Raw genomic sequence first — 17842 nt, 5'->3', positions numbered from 1 at the left:
GCGCGTCGCGGCTCGGGGGCTGGTAACCGGTGCCTTCCCTCGTCACTCCGCCGCTTCGCGGCTGCGTTCCTCAGTCCAGACACCGGCGCCCCCGAGCAGCTCATGGCGACGCTGGCGCGTCGCGGCTCGGGGGCTCTTGACCCGGTGTCTTCCCTCGTCACTCCGTCGCTTCGCTCCTCCGCTCCTCAGTCCAGACACCGGCGCCCCCTCGCGGGGCCCGGACACCGGCGCCCCCTCGCGGGGTCCGGGCAACGGCACCCCTCGTAAGTCCCCCGTCAGGGTGAGGTTTCCTCGCCCTGACGGGCACCCCCCAACGGCCGAGGAGGCCTCCCAGATGTCCAGGATCATCCGCACCCTCGCCGCCCTCCTGGTAGGGCTCGCCGCCCTGGTGGCGATCTCACCCGCCTCGTCCGCGTCATCCGCCTCGTTCGCGCGGGCGGCCGGGGCGGACGCCCGGCAGACGGTGGCCGTGCGCGTGCTGCGCTACGACGCGAGCCGGGCCGCCGAGTTCCGCTCGGCGGTCGACCAGGCCGCGCAGATCTGGAACTCCAGCGTGTCCAACGTGCGCCTGGTGGCCGGTACCCCTGCGGACTTCGTCGTCCTGGCCGACGACGGATGGCCCCGCACCCAGCCGGTCAGCCTGGGCCGGGGGACCATTTGGATGGGCAGGCAGGCCACCGCGGAGGGCCACAACCCGCTGCGGATCGCCGCCCACGAGATCGGTCACATCCTGGGCCTGCCGGACCGGCGCACCGGTCTGTGCACGGACCTGATGTCCGGCGCGAGCGCGGGCACGAGCTGCACCAACCCCTACCCGAACTCGACCGAGAAGGCCCAGGTCAACCGGAACTTCGCCGGCTTCGCCCCGGCGATCCGCTTCGGCGAGATCTACGTCGACAGCCCTGAGGCCGCCCTGAGGTAACCCTTCTCAGCCCTTCTCGGCGGCGACCCGGCATCCCCTCCCGGCGGCCGGCCCGGACGACCTGTTCGTCCGGGCCGGCCGTTCGCATGTCCGCACCCGGGAGCGCTTCGAGGCCCTCGCGGCCGTGAGCGCCTTCGGGACCTGCGACGTCCGGGCCCAGGGGATCGACATCGAGGTCCGGCTGACCAGACGCGCCGCCTGACTCATCCGGCGAGCGGCGACTAGGCCGACATATGGGTATAAACCCCCTCGAAAGCATCGACCGACATCTCGGGGGGCCTCGATGAGCACAGCGGAAACCGGCAAGAAGGCTCGGGACGTGATGCACCAGGGCTGCAAATGCGTCGGTGAGCACGAGAACCTGCGCACGGCCGCGCGGATGATGCGCGACATGGGCGTCGGCGCGTTGCCGATCTGCGGCGACGACGACCGGCTCAAGGGGATCATCACCGACCGCGACATCGTGGTGAAGTGCTGCGCCGAGGGCAGGGACCTCGAACGGACCACGGCCGGCGAACTGGCCCGCGGACTGGTGTGGGTGGACGCCGACACCAGCGTCGAGGAGGCGCTGAGCAAGATGGAGGAGCACCAGATCAAGCGGCTGCCGGTGATCGAGGACCATCGCATCATCGGCATGATCAGCGAGGCCGACCTGGCCAAGGAGCTGCCCGACGGCAAGCTGGCCGAGTTCGTCCACAGTATCTACGCACGTGCCTGACCGGGCCGCCCGGCAGGCGCGCGAGGGACCCCGGCCGGCCGGGGTCCCTCCTCGCGAGGACCACGAAGACCGGGCGAACCGGGAGATCTGACAGGTCCGGGAGATCCATGCGGACCGGATGGTGCGGGATCGGCGAGGAGAGGAAAGGGATCGCACATGCCCGAGACGAGCTCCGGGGGACTTCGCCCCGCCGGAGGTGTCCCCCGATGACCGACGGCGGCATCGGCGTGTCCGTGGAGGCCGACGCCCACCCCGAGCGGGTGTTCGCCGTACTGACCGACTGGCCGCGCCACCGGGAGTGGATGGTCCTCACCCGGGCCCGGGTGACCGGCGGCGACGGCCGGAGCGCCGGAAGCCGTCTGGCGGCCTTCACCGGCATCGGCCGTCTCGGCTTCCTCGACACCATGGAGATCACCGAGTGGGACCCGCCGCGGACCGTCGCGGTCCGGCACACGGGCGGGCTGGTGCGCGGCACCGGGGTCTTCCGGGTGCTGCCCCGCGACGGCGGGGGCAGCACGATCGTCTGGGAGGAGAAACTGGACCTGCCGCTCGGCGCGGCCGGGCGGCTGGGCTGGGCCCTGCTCAGGCCGCTGAACGCGGTGCTGTTCCGGCTCTCGCTGCGCCGCCTGGCCGCACTCAGCCGCCGATGAGGCCGCGGCGCGAGTCGCGGGCCGGGCCGGGCCGGGCGCTTCCGCCGATCCCGGCTCGGCCCGCGTCCGCCGGGTTCAGCCGCCGGTGAGGTCGCGGCGCGAGTCGCGGACCGGGCCGGGGCCCGGCTCGTCGCGGATCACCTCTCCGTGGATCACCGGGCCGGAGCCGCCCGGACCACCCGGGCCGCGCGTCCCGCCGAACGGCGAGTCCGCGCCCGTACCGAACGGTGAACCCGCGCCGAACGGCGAGCCGAGGACCGGCCCGGCGGCCGACCGGGCGAGGGTGCTGCGGACCCGGCGGGCGAAGAACCAGGCGCCCAGGCGGCGGACCAGCGGCCGGGTGAGGGGCAGCAGGCACAGGAAGCCCGCGATGTCGGTGAGGAAGCCCGGGGTGAGCAGCAGCATGCCGCCGGTGACGACCATGGCGCCGTCGGCGAGCTCACGCTCGGGCATCCGGCCGTCGCGCAGCGACTCCTGCAGGCCGCGCCACGCCCTGCGGCCCTCGCGGCGGACGATCCAGGCGCCGAGGAGGCTGTCCGCCAGCAGGAGGGCCACCGTGGGCCAGCCGCCGATGACCTGCCCCGCCTGGATCAGGACCCAGATCTCCAGGATCGGGACCACCAGGAAGAGCAGGAACAGCACTAAGCGCATCTTTTCCTCAACTCATGTGACAGCCGTACGACTGTGACAACGCGCCGGGGCGTCGCCGCGTTCCGCCGCGTTCCCCGGAGATCCTCCCGGGTCGTTCCGGGGGCCTCCCGGGGTTCCCCCGGAGTCCGGACAGGAGCGCCCGGCACCCGGCGTTCGACACTCGGCGTTCAGCGCGAGCGGCGCAGGCGGCCGGGCAGCCCGGCCAGGCCCCACTGCATGATCCGCCAGAACGCCTCGATCATGATGCCCCGGCTCATCTTGCTGACCCCGGCGGTGCGCTCCACGAACACGATGGGCACCTCGGCGACGCGCAGGCCGTGGCGGACCGTGCGCAGTGTCAGGTCCACCTGGAAGCAGTAGCCCTGCGACTCCACGTCGTCCAGGCCGATCTTCTCCAGGGTGGCGGCGCGGTAGGCGCGGAAGCCCGCGGTGGCGTCGCGGACCGGGATGCCGAGCATCATCCGGGCGTAGACGTTGGCGCCGCGCGAGAGGAACTCGCGGGAGGCGGGCCAGTTGACCACCTCGCCGCCGGGCACCCATCGCGAGCCGATCACCAGGTCGGCCCCGCCGGCCAGCCGCTCCAGCAGCTTGGGCAGTTCCTCGGGCTGGTGGGAGCCGTCGGCGTCCATCTCCACCAGGACGTCGAAGCCCTCGGCCACGCCCCAGCGGAACCCGGCGATGTAGGCGGCTCCCAGTCCCTGCTTGCCGGGCCGGTGCAGCACGTGGACGTGGTCGTCGCCGGCCGCCAGCTCGTCGGCGACCGCCCCGGTGCCGTCGGGACTGGAGTCGTCGGCCACCAGCACATGCGCCTCGGGCACCGCGGCGCGCACCCTGCCCACGATGGCCGGGAGGTTCTCCCGCTCGTTGTAGGTCGGCACGACGACGAGCACCCGGCCCGGCATCCGCTCCATCACGCGTCTCCCACCTGCTGCTCGTCCCTCCCGCCCGCGGAGTGGGCAAGGTTGCGGATCCGGCGCGCCGCGACGGCGGCCACCGCGCCCGCACCCATAAGTATCAAGACCCATTCGGGCAACGCGCCAGCCCTGGTTGCGATGGTCTGTTCACTTCTGACCGGAACAGTCAGTACGTCCATCGCGGGGACCAGCTCGCCGGTGCGCCAGGTGACCTCGCCGTCCGGGGTCACGAGGGCGGAGATCCCGGTGATCGCCGAGGTCACCACCGCCCGGTTGTGCTCGACCGCCCGCAGCTGCGACATGGCGAGCTGCTGGGGCGGCAGGTTCGTCAGCGCGTAGGTCGCGTTGTTGGTCTGCACCACCAGGGGGGTCGCCCCGGTCCTCGCGGTGTCGCCGACGACGCCGTCGTAGGCGACCTCGTAGCAGTTGATCGCCCCGACGGTCACCGGCCCCACCCGGAGGTCGCCGTCGCGGGTGCCGGGCACCGACTGCTTGCCGACCAGGGCGGCCCGCTCGAACAGGGCGAACATGAGGTCCTTGAGCGGGGTGTACTCCCCGAACGGGACCAGCTTCTGCTTGTCGTAGTACGCCCCGGGCCCGCTGACCGGGTCCCACACGATGCTGCGGGTCGCCCGGCCGTCCTCACCGATCCCGACCACCGCGCCGACCAGCACGGGCACCCCGATGTCCCTGACGGCGTCGCCGATCTGACGGCGGGCGGACTCACTGCGGTAGGGGTCGATGTCGGTGGAGTTCTCCGGCAGCACGACCAGGTCGGGTCTCGGCGTCCGGCCCTCCCGTACGGCACGGGCCATCTCGTGGAGCATCCGGGTGTGGTTGCCCAGCACCACCGCGGGCTCGTCACCCAGGAAGCCCATGCCGCGGCCGGGGACGTCGCCCTGGATGACGCCGATCCGGACCGTCCGGCCCTCGTCGCCGTGGCGGGGCACGGCGAACGCCGCGGCCGGCACGGCCAGCGCCCCGGCGAGCGCCAGCGCCAGCGGCGCCCGGACCCGGCGCCCTTCCGGCCCCTGATCAGCCTTCGGTCCCGGCCGCGTCTCCGGATCCCGTTCCGCCGGGGCGCCCCGCTCCCGGGTGCGCCCCTCCCGCGACGCCGGCCGCCACGCCGCCCGCAGCCGCAGCGCGGACAGCGCGAGCAGCCCGCCGCACAGCGCCACCGCGAAGCTCACCAGCGGCGCCCCGCCGACGGCCGCGTACGGGGTGAGGACCGACTCCCCCTGGCTGAAGGCCAGCCGTACCCAGGGGAACCCGCCGAACGGGAACGAGCCGCGGGCCTTCTCCATCGCCACCCACAGCGCGGCGCTCCACAGGGGCCACAGGGGCAGCCGGGACACCAGTGCCGACCCGGCGGCCCAGGCCGCGTAGAAGAGGCTCTCCATGGCCGTCAGGCCCAGCCAGGCGTCGGTCCCGATCGGGCTCACCCAGTGCAGCGCGGGCAGCAGGAAGGCGAGGCCGAGCAACAGGCCCGGCCACACGGCGCGGCGGGCGCGCAGGCCGTGCGCCGCGAGTACGGCGAGCGCCACGCCGAAGGGAGCCAGGAACCACAGCCCGAGCGGCGGGAAGGACAGGAACAGCAGCAGGCCGCCCGCGACGGCCGCCGCGGCGCGGCCGGACACCGGGCGGGCGAGGAGCGCGGCCCACCGGCGGGGCGGCTCCCCCGGCTCCCCCGGCGCGGCCGCCGGCGGAACGGCCGTCTTCTCCTGCACCACGGGCGCGGCTCTCCTTCGGGGCGTCGTGCGGGCACCGGACGCCCGGCCCCTCCGACCGGCCCGTCCGGCCCTTTTCCTAGCCCGAACGGTACCGCCACGGGAGCACGGCGAGGAAACCACGGTCCGGGAAACGGCCCGGAAGGTCAAAAAGGCCCGAAAGGCCCGGGACGCCTCCGGAAACGGCAACGGGGTGATCCCCGGGCGGACGGAGGCCCGCGGGATCACCCCGGCGCTTGCGACGCTCGCACGGGAGCGGGAAGAGGGCCCGGGCCGCCCTTCGGACCGGTTCCGTCCCGTCGGCGGCGGGCGCGGATTGCCGTTGTCTACTGGGTGCCCGGACCCCTCCTGGGTCCAACCCCCCGCCCGGAAGGGGTGCCCCGCCTCGACGGAACGCCGAACCTGCGCCTGGCTGTACGGACGGGGTCTCCCCCGTCACGGGCGCAGGAGGCGGCGATGTCGAAAGGCGGCCAACCGGTCAGTCCCGTGCTGGACTGGGCAGCAAACTACCGACCCCAGCGCAGATGTCAACCGTGTCCCTAACAGCGGAAACATCAAGTTTCCGCAGCTGGGACAGGATCGGCGAGAGCCGTCAATGGTCTCATGTGATCCGATGTACCTCAAGTCGAGAGAGCGCCCCGGGCAGCGGACCGTCGTGGACGACGCCAAGGCGGCGGGTCGCCCTGGTCAGCGCGACGTAAAGATCGCTGGCCCCGCGTGGCGACTCCCCCAGGATCGTCTCCGGATCCACCACGACGACCGTGTCGAACTCCAGGCCCTTGGCCTCGGCGACGGTCAGGACGGCCGCCGGGGCGTCCAGTGCGGCGGCCCCGGGCGTGGTGGCCGCGCCCGGGACCGCCCCCGTGACGAGCTCGCCGTACTTCTCCCGGCCGGTCTCCGGGACGATCACCACCGTGCGGCCCCCCTCCGCGACCTCCGCGGCGACCAGGCCGGGCAGGCGGTCCGCCGGGGAGGCGGCCCAGGGCCGGGCGCCGGTCTCGCGGACCGAGTCGGGCGCGCTCAGGCCGGGGCCGACCAGGGCGAGCACGTCCGCCGCCACGGCCATCAGCTCGGCCGGGGTGCGGTAGTTGACCGTGAGGGTCTCCTGCCGCCAGCGGTCGGCGACGTACGGGCCGAGGACGTCGCCCCAGGAGCGGGCGCCCGCCGAGGAGCCCGTCTGCGCGAGGTCGCCGACGATCGTCATCGACCGGCTGGGGACGCGGCGCATCACCATGCGCCAGTCCATCGCCGACAGCTCCTGGGCCTCGTCCACGATGACGTGGCCGAACGCCCAGGTCCGGTCGGCCGCGGCGCGCTCGGCGGTGGTGAGGTACACCTCGTCGCCCAGGTGGCGGGCGGCGAACCTCTCGGCGTCCATGACCTCCGCCAGGCCGGTCAGCTCCAGCACCTCTTTGGCGTAGGTGAGCTGGTGCTGCCGCTCGTCCTGGGCGGCGGCCCGCGCCAGGGCCTGCTCCTCCTCGGCGAACCACGCCCCGGCCCGCAGCACCGCCGGGTCGATGTCGCCGAGCAACTCGGCGGCCTCGTCCAGCAGCGGCACGTCGGAGGGGGCCCACCAGTCCTCGCCGCGCCGGGGCGGCTCGCGCAGCAGCAGCTCGCGCTCGGCGGCGTCCAGCAGCCCGCCCGCGGCGTACTCCAGCCGCTCACGCGAGGTGAACAGCCCGACCAGGAGCTGGCGGGGGGTGGTGTAGGGCCACAGCCTGTTCAGCGCGGCCTTGACGGGCTTCTCGGTGCGCAGGTCCTCGCGGATGCCGGCCAGCTCGTCGTCGTCGATCACGCCCTTGCCGAGCTGCTTGGCCATCTGCCGGGCGAGGATGTTGAGCAGGTGGCGGACGAACACTGCGCGGGCCTCGTTGTGCGGCCTGCCCGAGCGGGCGGCCCGGTTGCGCGCCGCCTCCAGGGCCCGGCCGTCGAGCCTGAGGACACGGCCGTCGAGGCGGATCTCGACCGGTTTGCGCGGCACCCGCTGCCGCTCCCGTACGGCCCGCGCCACCACCTGGACCATGCGCGCGTCGCCCTTGACCTCGGCGGTCTCCGGGCGCTCCCGGACGGTGGGGACGAGCCCGGGGTACAGCCCGGCGACCGTGGACAGCAGCACGTCGGTCTCGCCCAGCGAGGGGAGCACCTGGTCGATGTAGCGCATGAAGGTGGAGTTGGGGCCCAGGATGAGCACGCCCCGGCGGGCGAGCCGCTCCCGGTGGGTGTAGAGGAGGTAGGCCGCCCGGTGCAGGGCGACGACCGTCTTGCCGGTGCCGGGGCCGCCCTGCACGACCAGCACGCCGTCCAGATCGGAGCGGATGATGCGGTCCTGCTCGGACTGGATGGTCGCCACGATGTCGCGCATCCGCCCGGTCCGCCGGGCGCCGAGGGAGGCCAGCAGCGCCGCCTCGCCGTTGAGGGTGGCGACGTCCTCGTCGGTGAGGCCGTCGAGGTCGAGCAGGTCGTCGTCCACCCCGACCACCGTGCGCCCCTTGGTCTGCAGGTGGCGGCGGCGGGTGACGCCCATCGACGCGGCGGGGGTGGCGCCGTAGAACGGCTGGGCCACCGGCGCCCGCCAGTCGATCAGCAGCCGGCGCTGGTCGTCGTCGGCCAGGCCGATGCGCCCGATGTAGAGGGTGCTCTGGTCGCTCTTGTCGAGCCGCCCGAAGCACAGGCCGTTCTCGACGCCCCACAGGCGGCCCAGGCGTTCGGCGTACATCCCGGCGAAGCTGTCGCGCTCGGAGCGGTTCTGGTGCGTGCCGCCGCTCCCGCCCTGCGCGAGCACCTCGTCCAGCTGCCGCTGGGTGCGCTCGCGGAGCACGTCGAGCCGCTCGTAGAGAGCGGAGACGTATTCCTGCTCCCGAGCGACCTCGTGTTGACGGACGGTCGCCGATCCATTATTGTTGATGCTAATGGGATGCTCCGGGCTCATTTGGCTTTTGTGTGACTATTGTGACAGCCAGCCATCTTAGCAGCATCGTTGAGGAACCCGCCTCCACACAGCGATCACAGCTTGGTCTCGCCACCTCCACCCGTTCTCACGGCACGGCTCGCCGCGCCTTCCTCACCGCACACGCGGGAAGGACCGTGAGCCCGTGAAGGACGGAGAAGGACCATGAGGACCGCGAAGGACCGCGAAGGACCGCGAAGGACACGGTGAGCCGTACGAGGCTCCGTGAGACCCTGCAGGCTCCCGTGAGGCCCGGCCGGACCCGTGGAGCGCCATGGGGCCCGGCGGGGCCGAGGCGAGGCTGAGCGGCCACACGGAGCCCGACGGACGGGCCGGATCAGGCGCCCCCGGCGCCCCCGGCGGTCCCGCCGCCCGGCGGCTGCGGGGTCCGGTGCTCGTACGGCGTGCTCAGCACGACCGTCGTCCGGGTCGAGACGTTGGCGGCGGTGCGGATCTGGCTGAGCAGTTCCTCCAGCGCCGTCGGCGACGCCACCCTGACCTTGAGGATGTAGCTCTCGTCACCGGCGACACTGTGGCACGCCTCGATCGCGGCCAGGTGGGCCAGCCGGTCGGGAGCGTCGTCGGCGGCGGCCGGGTCGATCGGCTTGATGGACACGAACGCGGTCAGCGGGAGCCCGATCGCCTCGTAGTCGACCAGCGCGGCGTATCCCCGCACCACCCCGCGTTTCTCCAGCCGGCGCACCCGCTGGTGCACCGCCGACACCGACAACCCGGTCTCCTTGGCGAGGTCGGTGAAACTCATCCGGCCGTCACTCGCCAGCAATGTCACGATTCGGCGGTCGATCTCCTCCACCCGATCAACGGTATCGGCACCCGGCACTCTTCCGCGCCGCCCCCTGGCCATGCCATGGTCCCGACGCCGCCCGCGCCTCAGCCGGTCTCGGCTCGCGCGCCTTCGGCGTTCTCCGGATCACGCGGGCCGTCCGGGCCCTCTGGGCCTTCCGGGCCGGCGGCTTCCGCCCGCGCCGCCTTCCCGTCCACCGCGGTCCCGACGGAGGGCTTCGCGGTCTCATCGGGGGACGCCGGAGTCCCCTCAGAGGCCGGGGCCGGGGCGGCCCCCCGCCCGGCTCCGGCCTCACCGCCGGAGGCATCCGGGGCGTCGGAGGCATCCGGGGCGTCAGAGCCGTCGGAGGCGTCCGGGATGTCGGCTACCGGCAGTGTGAGGATGAAACGGGCGCCCTCGGTGTACTCGGTGTCCAGCCAGATCCTGCCCTGGTGCTGCTCGACGATCTTCCGGCAGAGCGCCAGGCCGATCCCGGTGCCCTCGTAGGCGTCCCGGTGGTGCAGCCGCTGGAAGATCACGAAGATCTTGTCGGCGAAGTGGGCCGGGATGCCGATCCCGTTGTCGGTCAGGGAGATCCGCCACTCCCCGTCGTCCTTCTCGGCCGCGATCCGCACATGCGCGCGGCGGTCCGGGGAGCGGAACTTCAGCGAGTTGCCGATCAGGTTCTGCCAGAGCATCACCAGCTGGGTACGGTCGCCGATGACCACCGGCAGGTCCCCCACCTCGATCTCGGCGTCCGCCTCCTCCACGGCCGTCGAGAGATTGTCCAGCGCGTGGCCGACCATCTCGTTCAGGCCGGCCGGGACGGGATCCTGTCGGATGCGGCCCACCCGGGAGAAGGTGAGCAACTCGTTGATGAGCACCTGCATCCGCTTGGCACCGTCGACGGCGAAGTCGATGTAGGTGTTCGCCCTCTCGTCAAGCTGACCGGCGTAGCGCTGCTGGAGCATCTGGCAGAAGGATGCGATCTTGCGCAGCGGTTCCTGCAGGTCGTGCGAGGCGACGTAGGCGAACTGCTCCAGCTCGGCGTTGGATCGTTTCAGCTCCTCGGCCTGGGCGGCGAGCTGCTGCCGGGAGCCGCGGGCCTCCTCCAGTTCGGTGACGATCCGCCGCCGCATCGCCTCCATGTCGCTCGACAGCGCCGCCAGGTCGGCCGGGCCGCCGGTGTCGACGTGGTGGGAGAAGTCGCCCCCGGTGACCCTGCGGGACGCCTCGCCCAGGCGTGCCAGGGGGCGGAACACCGCCAGCCGCAGCAGCACCGCGACCGTGACGATCGTCAGGAGGAAGGCCGCCAGGATGATGAAGAACGTGGTGTCGCGGGTCGTGCGGGCCCGCTCCAGCTCGGCGCGGGCGCGGTCCCTGACCGCGCTCCAGGCGGCGTTCTGGTCGTCGAGCGCGCGGCGGACCGCGTCGAAGGCCGTCTTGCTCTCCTCGGCCCGCTCCTGGGTCACGGCCGAGGTGCCGCCGCTCCGTACGGCCGCGATCATCGGCTCGGCGTACTCCGAGCGCCATCGCTCGCTCAGCCGCTGGACCGTCTCCAGGCGGTCCAGCATCCTCTCCCCCGACGCCACCATCCGCACCTGCGCCGCGGCGGTCCGCTGGGCGCTCAGGCCGTCCTCGTACGGCTGGAGGAACTCCTCCTTGCCGGAGAGGACGAACCCCCGCAGGCCGGTCTCCTGGTTCACCAGGCTCGTCTGCATGCGCTCCGCCTGGAGCCTGCCCACGGTGATCTGGTCGATGAGCCGGTTGGACGCCTCGGCCGCGGTGCGCAGCACGCTCGCGCCGAACACCGCGGACACGGCGAGCAGCACGGCCATGGCCAGCAGCACCACGTTGAACCATGTCTGCGCGTTCCAGCGGCCATGCCGGGAACGGGCGGCGCGCGCCTGGTCGGAGGTCATGACGTCTCATCTCAGGGATCCGGCTCGCCGGGGCCGGGGAACACAACGGCTGACGAAAGATACCGGAACGGGGGGCCTTCGCCGTACCCGATCCGGCGTCACGGGTCCGGGGCGGGCGGGACGTACCCGTGTCGGAGTGGGAAGCTGGTGTGATCCCCGCCGTTCGACGGCGTACGCGTCCTGGAGGTAGTGGTGTCCGACGAGTTCGACGTGATCGTGATAGGGGCCGGTCCCGCCGGGGAGAACGTCGCGGCCCGGGCCGTCCGCGGGGGGCTGAGCGCCGCGGTGGTGGAGAAGGACCTCGCCGGCGGAGAGTGCTCCTACTGGGCGTGCGTACCCAGTAAGGCGCTGCTACGCCCGGTGGAGCTGGCCGCCGACGTCAGCCGGGTGCCCGGCATGTCCCTCGGCCCCCTGGACGTCGCCGCGGTGCTCGCCCGGCGCGACGAGGCCGTCTCGCACCTGGACGACGCCGGACAGGTGAAGTGGATCAAGAACGTGCCCGCGGAGTTCGTACGGGGCCGGGGACGACTGAGCGGGCCGCTGCGGGTCGAGGTGACCGCTCCCGGCGGCGCCGTCCGCCTGCTGACCGCCCGGCACGCGGTCGTGCTGGCCACCGGCAGCCAGGCGGTGCTCCCGCCGGTCCCCGGTCTGCGGGAAGCGGCCCCCTGGACGAGCCACGAGGTGACCGTCGCCCAGGAGGTCCCGAAGCGGTTCGTCGTGGTGGGCGGCGGCGTGGTGGCCTGCGAGATGGCGCAGGCCATGCACGGGCTGGGCGCCGCGGAGACGACGATGCTGGTGCGGGGCCACTCGCTGCTGGACCGGATCGAGCCGTTCGCCGGGGAGCTGCTGCGCGACTCGCTGGCCGACGGCGGCGTCGACGTCCGCTTCGGCGTCGAGGTGACGAAGGTGGAGCGGCCCGTACCGGGCGGCCCGGTGACCGTCCACCTGAGCGAGGGACCGCCGATCACGGCCGACGAGCTGCTGATGGCCACCGGACGCCGGCCCGCGACCGGCGACCTCGGCCTCGACACCGTGGGCCTGTCCGGGAAGGGCCCGGTGGAGGTCGACGACAGCATGCGCGCCACCGGGGTCCCGGAGGGCTGGCTGTACGCGGTGGGCGACGTCAACGGCCGCAACCTCCTCACCCACATGGGCAAGTACCAGGCGCGGGTGTGCGGCGACGTGATCGCGGCGCGGGCCCGGGGCGACCGCGACGACCTGCCGGGGCTGCGCGCCGTCGCCGACTCCCTCGGCGCGCCCCAGGTGGTCTTCACCGACCCGCAGATCTGCGCGGTCGGCCGGACCGAGGCCGCCGCCCGCTCCGAGGGGTTCGACGTCCGCGTGGTGGAGTACGACCTGGCCTCGGTGACCGGGGCCTACCTGCTCGGCGAGGACTACCGGGGGCGGGCGAAGGCGGTGGTCGACGAGCGGCGCCGCGTCCTGCTCGGAGTGACCTTCGTCGGCGCGGGCGTCGCCGAGCTGCTGCACTCGGCGACGATCGCGGTGACCGGCGAGGTCCCCCTCGACCGGCTGTGGCACGCCGTCCCGTCCTTCCCCACCGTCAGCGAGATCTGGCTCCGCCTCCTGGAGGAATACGGCCTCTGACCCCTCACGGACACCGGTGACCGGACCCGCTCAAAGGCACCCCTGATCGGACCCGCTCAAGGGCGCGACTGGCTGGACCCGCGAGGGGGCGCCGGTGTCTGGACCCGCTCGGGGGCGCCGGTGTCTGGACTGAGGAACGCAGCCGCGAAGCGGCGGAGTGACGAGGGAAGACACCGGCTCAGGAGCCCCCGAGCCGCGACGCGCAGCGTCGCCATAAGCACAGTTTAGAAAAGCTTTGCCCCTTTCCCGCCACCACACCCACCCCATATGCGGAATTAAGACCATACAGATGGATTCCGGGAAGTTCGGGGAGGTGAGGTCGCCGCCATGAAGACGAGCGATGACGCGGCGCGGTGGCCCGCGTCGCGGGAGGGCGGCCCTCCCGGGGTGCTGCCCGTCTCCCTCGAGCCCGACTTCCGGGCGCTGGACCGGCGGGAGCGGGCCATCATCGGCCGGATGCTGGCGGGCCTGACCCTGGGCATGGCCCTCGCCCTGGCCGGCCGGATGCTCACCGAGGTGCTGCCCACGCATGTCGTGGCCTTCTACGATCCCTACCTGTACGGCGTGCTGATCCTGGCCATGACCCGCGGCATCGCCCGGCCCGGATGGGCTCTGCTGACCGGCGGCCTGACCGGGGCGGGCATCGCGGCCGGTCAGATGACGGCCTACGCGCTCGACCGCCAGACCCCGCTCATCCCCGGCGATCCCGGCGATCCCGGGGGCATCGGCTGGGAGATGGCGGCGCTGGCCGTCGTGCTGGCCGCCTTCGGCCTGACCGGGCATCTCTGCCGTCGTCCCGGCCTGTGCGGCGACCTCGTGGTGGGGGCGCTCAGCGGGGTGCTGCTGGCCCGGTTCGCCCAGGAACTGCGGTCGGCGGAACTGCTGGACAGTGTGAACTCCTTCTCCGCGCTCCCGTGGTCGCTCGCGGCTCTGGTGATCATGGGCCTGGCGTTGCCGGTCATCCTGCGCCCGACCGCCGCGGCGCGGGCCCGCACCGCGGTCGCCACCCTGGCCTGCGCCGTCCTCTGCACGGTCGGCTTCGCCTTCGTACCCGTCCTGTCCCTGCCCGTCTGACCGGGGGGCCGCCGGAGCCCCCGGAGCCGCCGGAGCCCCCGGCGGCCAGGATCGACCCCGGACCAGCCGGTCAGCCCTTGGCGACGGCCCTGCCGATGACCAGGCGCTGGACCTGGTTGGTGCCCTCGACGATCTGCAGCACCTTCGCCTCGCGCATGTACCGCTCGACCGGGAAGTCCTCGACGTAGCCGTAGCCGCCGAGCACCTGCACCGCGTCGGTGGCGGTCTTCATGCACACGTCGGTGGCGAACAGCTTGGCCATCGCGGCCTGCGTGCCGTACGGCCGGCCGGCGTCGCGCAGCCGGGCGGCGTCCAGGTAGAGGGCGCGCGCGGCGGCGATCTGGGTGGCCATGTCGGCGAGCATGAAGCCGACGCCCTGGAAGTCGACGATCCGCGAGCCGAACTGCCGCCGCTCCCTGGCGTATGAGGCGGCGGCGTCGAACGCGGCCTGGGCCACGCCCACCGCGCAGGCGGCGATGCCGAGCCGCCCGCCGTCCAGGGCGGCCATGGCGATCCGGAATCCCTCGCCCTCGGCGCCCACCATGGCGTCGGGGCCGAGCCGGGCGGCGTCGAAGCGGACCTGGGCGGTCGGCGAGGACTTCATGCCCATCTTCCGCTCGGGCTCGCCGAACGACAGTCCCGGCGTTCCCGCCGGGACGTGGAAGCAGGAGATGCCGCGGGCCCCGTCGGGGGAGGTGCGGGCCATGAGCGTGTAGAAGTCGGCGGCACCGCCGTGGGTGATCCACGCCTTGACCCCGTCCACGGTGTAGCCGCCGGCGTCGCGCGCGGCCCGGGTGGTCAGGGCGGCGGCGTCGGAGCCGGACTGCGGCTCCGAGAGGCAGTAGGCGCCCAGCAGCTCACCGCCGAGCATCTCCGGCAGCAGTTCCGCGCGCTGGGCGTCGGTGCCGTAGGCCGCGACGGGGAAGCACGACAGGGTGTGCACCGACAGGCCGAGGCCGACCGCGAGCCACCCGGCCGCCAGCTCCTCGATCACCTGGAGGTAGACCTCGTACGGCTGCGCCGCGCCGCCGTGCTCCTCGGGGTAGGGCAGCCCGAGGAGGCCGGAGCGGCCCAGGGTGGTGAAGACCTCCCGGGGGAAGCGCCCGGCGGCCTCGTCGGCCGCGGCCCGGGGCGCGACCTCCTTGCCGGCGAGGTCGCGGACCAGGTCGATCAGGTCGTGGGCCTCGGCGGTCGGCAGAACACGTTCAACGGTCATATCCGCACACTCCAGGTCATGGGCGCGAGCGACAAAAAGGGTGACCGGGTTCACCGGCCACCCCGATTGTGACACTTGTTACACGATGACGAGTTCGCGAGGCCGGTGGTTGACGCGCTCCCCGCCGTCCTCGGTGCAGACGAGGATGTCCTCGATGCGGGCGCCGTGGACGCCGGGGAGGTAGATGCCCGGTTCGACGGAGAAGGCGAAGCCCGGTGCCAGCGGCTCGGCGTTGCCCGCGACGATGTAGGGCTCCTCGTGGGTCTCCAGGCCGATGCCGTGGCCGGTGCGGTGGATGAAGTACTCGCCGTAGCCCTCCTCGGCGATCACCTCCCGCGCGGCGGCGTCGATCGCCTCGCACGCGACGCCGGGCCGTACCGCCCGGCAGGCGGCCTCCTGGGCGCGCTGGAGCACGTCGTAGTACTTGGCGAAGTCGGCCGGGGGCTCCCCGACGCAGTAGACCCGGGTGGAGTCGGAGCAGTAGCCGCCGGGCATCTGACCGCCGATGTCCACCACGACCGGCTCCCCGGCCTGGATCACCCGGTCCGACAGCTCGTGGTGCGGGCTGGCGCCGTTGGGGCCGGAGCCGACGATGACGAAGTCGACGGTCGTGTGGCCGGCGGCGACGATCGCCTCGGCGATGTCCCGCCCGACCTCCCGCTCGGTACGGCCGGCCCGCAGGAACTCCGGGACCCTGGCGTGGACGGAGTCGATGGCGGCGCCCGCCTCGCGCAGCGCGGCCACCTCCGCCGGGCTCTTGCGCATGCGCAGCTCCCGCAGGACCGTCCCGGCGAGCACCTGCTCGGCGGCGGGGAGCGCGTCGCGGAAGCGCAGCGACTGCATCGCCCACATGCGGTCGGCCAGCCCCACCTTGGAGACCCCGCCCAGCCGGGCGGCGATCGCGGTGTACGGGTCGTCGGTCTCGTCCCAGGGCACGAACTCGATGCCGAGCCGGGAGGCCGGTGAGTGCTCGGCGGCGGGCAGCTCCAGGCGGGGCACCACGAGGAAGGCGTCGCCCTCGGCCGGCAGCACCAGGCAGGTCAGCCGCTCCAGCGGCAGCGCGTCGTAGCCGGTCACGTACCGCAGGTCGGGGCCCGGCGTCAGGAGCAGCGCGCCGAGTCCGGCGGCGGCGGTCGCCCGCCGGGCGTCGGCCAGGCGGGTAACGGGATACAGGTCAGCAGACTCCGTTGTCACACCGCCCAATCTAGTGCCGGAAGGACGAACGGCGCATCCGGCCCCGGAGCGCCAAGGAAAGTGCGGGAAAGCCAGGGAAACCCCACCCGGACCGCGACGATGTCACTACACTCCGTTGAAGGACGATCACAATTTGTCGATAGAATATCCGCAAGACCCCTCATTTCGAGAGCGAGCTAAATGGTCGGCGTAGTGGGCGGCCACCAGCCACCCCTCCACCCACGAAACGACCACGTGACCGGTTCCGCCCCGCTGACCGCGACCGACACGGCGCGGCGCCCGCGGGGAGAGCTGGACGGGCACCTGGCCGTCGAACACCACCTCCTCAGCGTCCGGCTGGCACAGGCCGAACGGCTGGGCGATCTCGGCTGGGCCGAATGGAACCTCCAGACCGGGGAGACCATCTGGTCCGACCGGGTGTACGCCATCTTCGGCCGTGATCCCGGGGAGGGCCCCATCCGTCTGGCGGATCTGATCTCCCACGTCGAGACGGGCGACCGGGCCGGTCTGGATCACCTGCTGCGGGCCGTCGTGCACCGGGCCGAGCCGGGCGAGACGGAGTTCCGCATCCGCCGCCGGGGGGAGATCCGCAACCTGCGGGCGGCCCTTGACCCCGTGGCGGCCGAGGGGCGCACCGCGGTGCACGGTGTGATCCAGGACGTCACCGGCCACCGGCGGGCCGAGCACGGCGTCGCCGAGGCGCGGCGCCGGCTGGGCGAGCTCCTCGGCCGGGCGACCCGGGACCGGCGGCGCAGCGAGGTCCTGCGCGAGGCGCTGCTGCCCGGCCCCGCCGCCCCGGCCGGCCTGCCCGGCGTGCGGATCGAGACGCGCTACCACCCGGCCGGCGCCGAGGACGGCCTCGGCGGCGACTGGCACGACGTCGTCCCCCTGCCGGACGGCCGGATCCTGCTGGCCGTCGGCGACGTGTCCGGGCACGGCCTGCCCGCCGCCGCGGAGATGACCGTGCTGCGGCACGCGCTGGCGGCCCTGGCGATGACCGGCGAGCCCGCCGGCCGGCTGCTGTCGTGGCTCAACCACGTGGTGACGCACCGGATGGCCGAGGCCACCGCTACCGCCGTCGCCGGTCACCTCGACCCGGCCACCGGGGTGTTCACCTGGAGCCAGGCCGGGCATCCCGCACCGGTCCTGGTCCGCGACGGGACGGCCGTCCAGCTCGACCCGCCGGAGGGGGTGCTGCTCGGCGCCACCCTCGCCGAGCCGTACGCCTCGGCCGCGATCCGGCTGCGCGAGGACGACCTGCTGCTGTTGTTCACCGACGGGCTCGTGGAGCGGCGCGACCGCGACATCGACGACGGCGTCGCGTTGCTGCTGAGGGCGGCGGCCGGGCTGTCCGGGCTGCGCGGGGCCGGGCTCGCCGCGGGGCTCGACCGGCTCGTCGAGGCGGTCGGCGGACCCAACCCGGAGGACGACGTCTGCGTTCTGGCGTTCGCCCCGGCCGGTTGAGCGCCGTGATCCGTCGTCCCAGGCCCGGCGGCCCCGGCCGCCCGTCGGCGGCGG

Annotated in this window: 14 protein-coding genes; 6 read left to right on the top strand and 8 right to left on the bottom strand. The window is 73.3% G+C overall.

Annotated elements, in window-relative coordinates; translation table 11 throughout:
* The first annotated feature begins 334 nt into the window (after positions 1-334).
* The 3 genes from ACZ6W9_RS20145 (at position 335) to ACZ6W9_RS20135 (ending at position 2290) form a co-directional block, all read left to right on the top strand.
* Complete coding sequence (locus ACZ6W9_RS20145) at positions 335-922, top strand: snapalysin family zinc-dependent metalloprotease (protein WP_470119012.1); 588 nt, start codon at positions 335-337, stop codon at positions 920-922.
* Between the two features lie 283 nt (positions 923-1205).
* A complete protein-coding gene (locus ACZ6W9_RS20140; protein ID WP_389967949.1) occupies positions 1206-1640 on the top strand; it encodes a CBS domain-containing protein in 435 nt (144 codons plus the stop codon).
* Between the two features lie 206 nt (positions 1641-1846).
* Positions 1847-2290, top strand: a complete 444-nt coding sequence (locus ACZ6W9_RS20135) for an SRPBCC family protein (protein ID WP_389967947.1) — start codon at positions 1847-1849, stop codon at positions 2288-2290.
* 75 nt (positions 2291-2365) lie between these two features.
* On the opposite strand, the gene ACZ6W9_RS20130 is transcribed toward ACZ6W9_RS20135, so the two are convergent.
* From ACZ6W9_RS20130 to ACZ6W9_RS20105, 6 genes are all read right to left on the bottom strand, one after another.
* Entirely contained in the window at positions 2366-2941 is a 576-nt protein-coding gene (locus tag ACZ6W9_RS20130) for an FxsA family protein (RefSeq protein ID WP_389967945.1), read from the bottom strand.
* A gap of 167 nt (positions 2942-3108) precedes the next feature.
* Complete coding sequence (locus ACZ6W9_RS20125; RefSeq protein ID WP_362937411.1) at positions 3109-3852, bottom strand: polyprenol monophosphomannose synthase; 744 nt, start codon at positions 3850-3852, stop codon at positions 3109-3111.
* A complete protein-coding gene (lnt, locus tag ACZ6W9_RS20120) occupies positions 3852-5585 on the bottom strand; it encodes an apolipoprotein N-acyltransferase (protein ID WP_470119009.1) in 1734 nt (577 codons plus the stop codon). The genes ACZ6W9_RS20125 and lnt overlap by 1 nt, the downstream gene beginning before the upstream one ends.
* 598 nt (positions 5586-6183) lie before the next feature.
* Positions 6184-8511, bottom strand: a complete 2328-nt coding sequence (locus ACZ6W9_RS20115) for a HelD family protein (RefSeq protein WP_389967939.1) — start codon at positions 8509-8511, stop codon at positions 6184-6186.
* A gap of 355 nt (positions 8512-8866) precedes the next feature.
* On the bottom strand, positions 8867-9343 hold the full coding sequence (locus tag ACZ6W9_RS20110; RefSeq protein WP_389967937.1) for an Lrp/AsnC family transcriptional regulator: 477 nt from the start codon (positions 9341-9343) through the stop codon (positions 8867-8869).
* A 77-nt stretch (positions 9344-9420) separates the two neighbouring features.
* Complete coding sequence (locus ACZ6W9_RS20105) at positions 9421-11235, bottom strand: sensor histidine kinase (protein ID WP_470119006.1); 1815 nt, start codon at positions 11233-11235, stop codon at positions 9421-9423.
* A gap of 192 nt (positions 11236-11427) precedes the next feature.
* On the opposite strand from ACZ6W9_RS20105, the gene ACZ6W9_RS20100 reads away from it, so the two are divergent.
* Positions 11428-12840, top strand: a complete 1413-nt coding sequence (locus ACZ6W9_RS20100) for a dihydrolipoyl dehydrogenase family protein (RefSeq protein WP_389967933.1) — start codon at positions 11428-11430, stop codon at positions 12838-12840.
* Between the two features lie 327 nt (positions 12841-13167).
* On the top strand, positions 13168-13914 hold the full coding sequence (locus ACZ6W9_RS20095) for a hypothetical protein (protein WP_470119004.1): 747 nt from the start codon (positions 13168-13170) through the stop codon (positions 13912-13914).
* 70 nt (positions 13915-13984) lie between these two features.
* Here ACZ6W9_RS20095 and ACZ6W9_RS20090 read toward each other — a convergent pair whose 3' ends face one another.
* Positions 13985-15130 (bottom strand): acyl-CoA dehydrogenase family protein, encoded by a 1146-nt coding sequence (locus ACZ6W9_RS20090; protein WP_362937379.1) that lies wholly within the window; start codon positions 15128-15130, stop codon positions 13985-13987.
* 78 nt (positions 15131-15208) lie between these two features.
* Positions 15209-16324: a M24 family metallopeptidase gene (locus ACZ6W9_RS20085; protein ID WP_389967929.1), complete on the bottom strand. Its 1116-nt coding sequence runs from the start codon at positions 16322-16324 to the stop codon at positions 15209-15211.
* A 234-nt stretch (positions 16325-16558) separates the two neighbouring features.
* Between ACZ6W9_RS20085 and ACZ6W9_RS20080 the strand changes: the two genes are divergently transcribed.
* A complete protein-coding gene (locus ACZ6W9_RS20080) occupies positions 16559-17788 on the top strand; it encodes a PP2C family protein-serine/threonine phosphatase (protein WP_470119002.1) in 1230 nt (409 codons plus the stop codon).
* Positions 17789-17842: the final 54 nt, after the last annotated feature.

This window comes from Streptosporangium sp. NPDC053982, from assembly GCF_055585205.1.
This window is presented reverse-complemented; position numbering and strand designations above follow the sequence as displayed.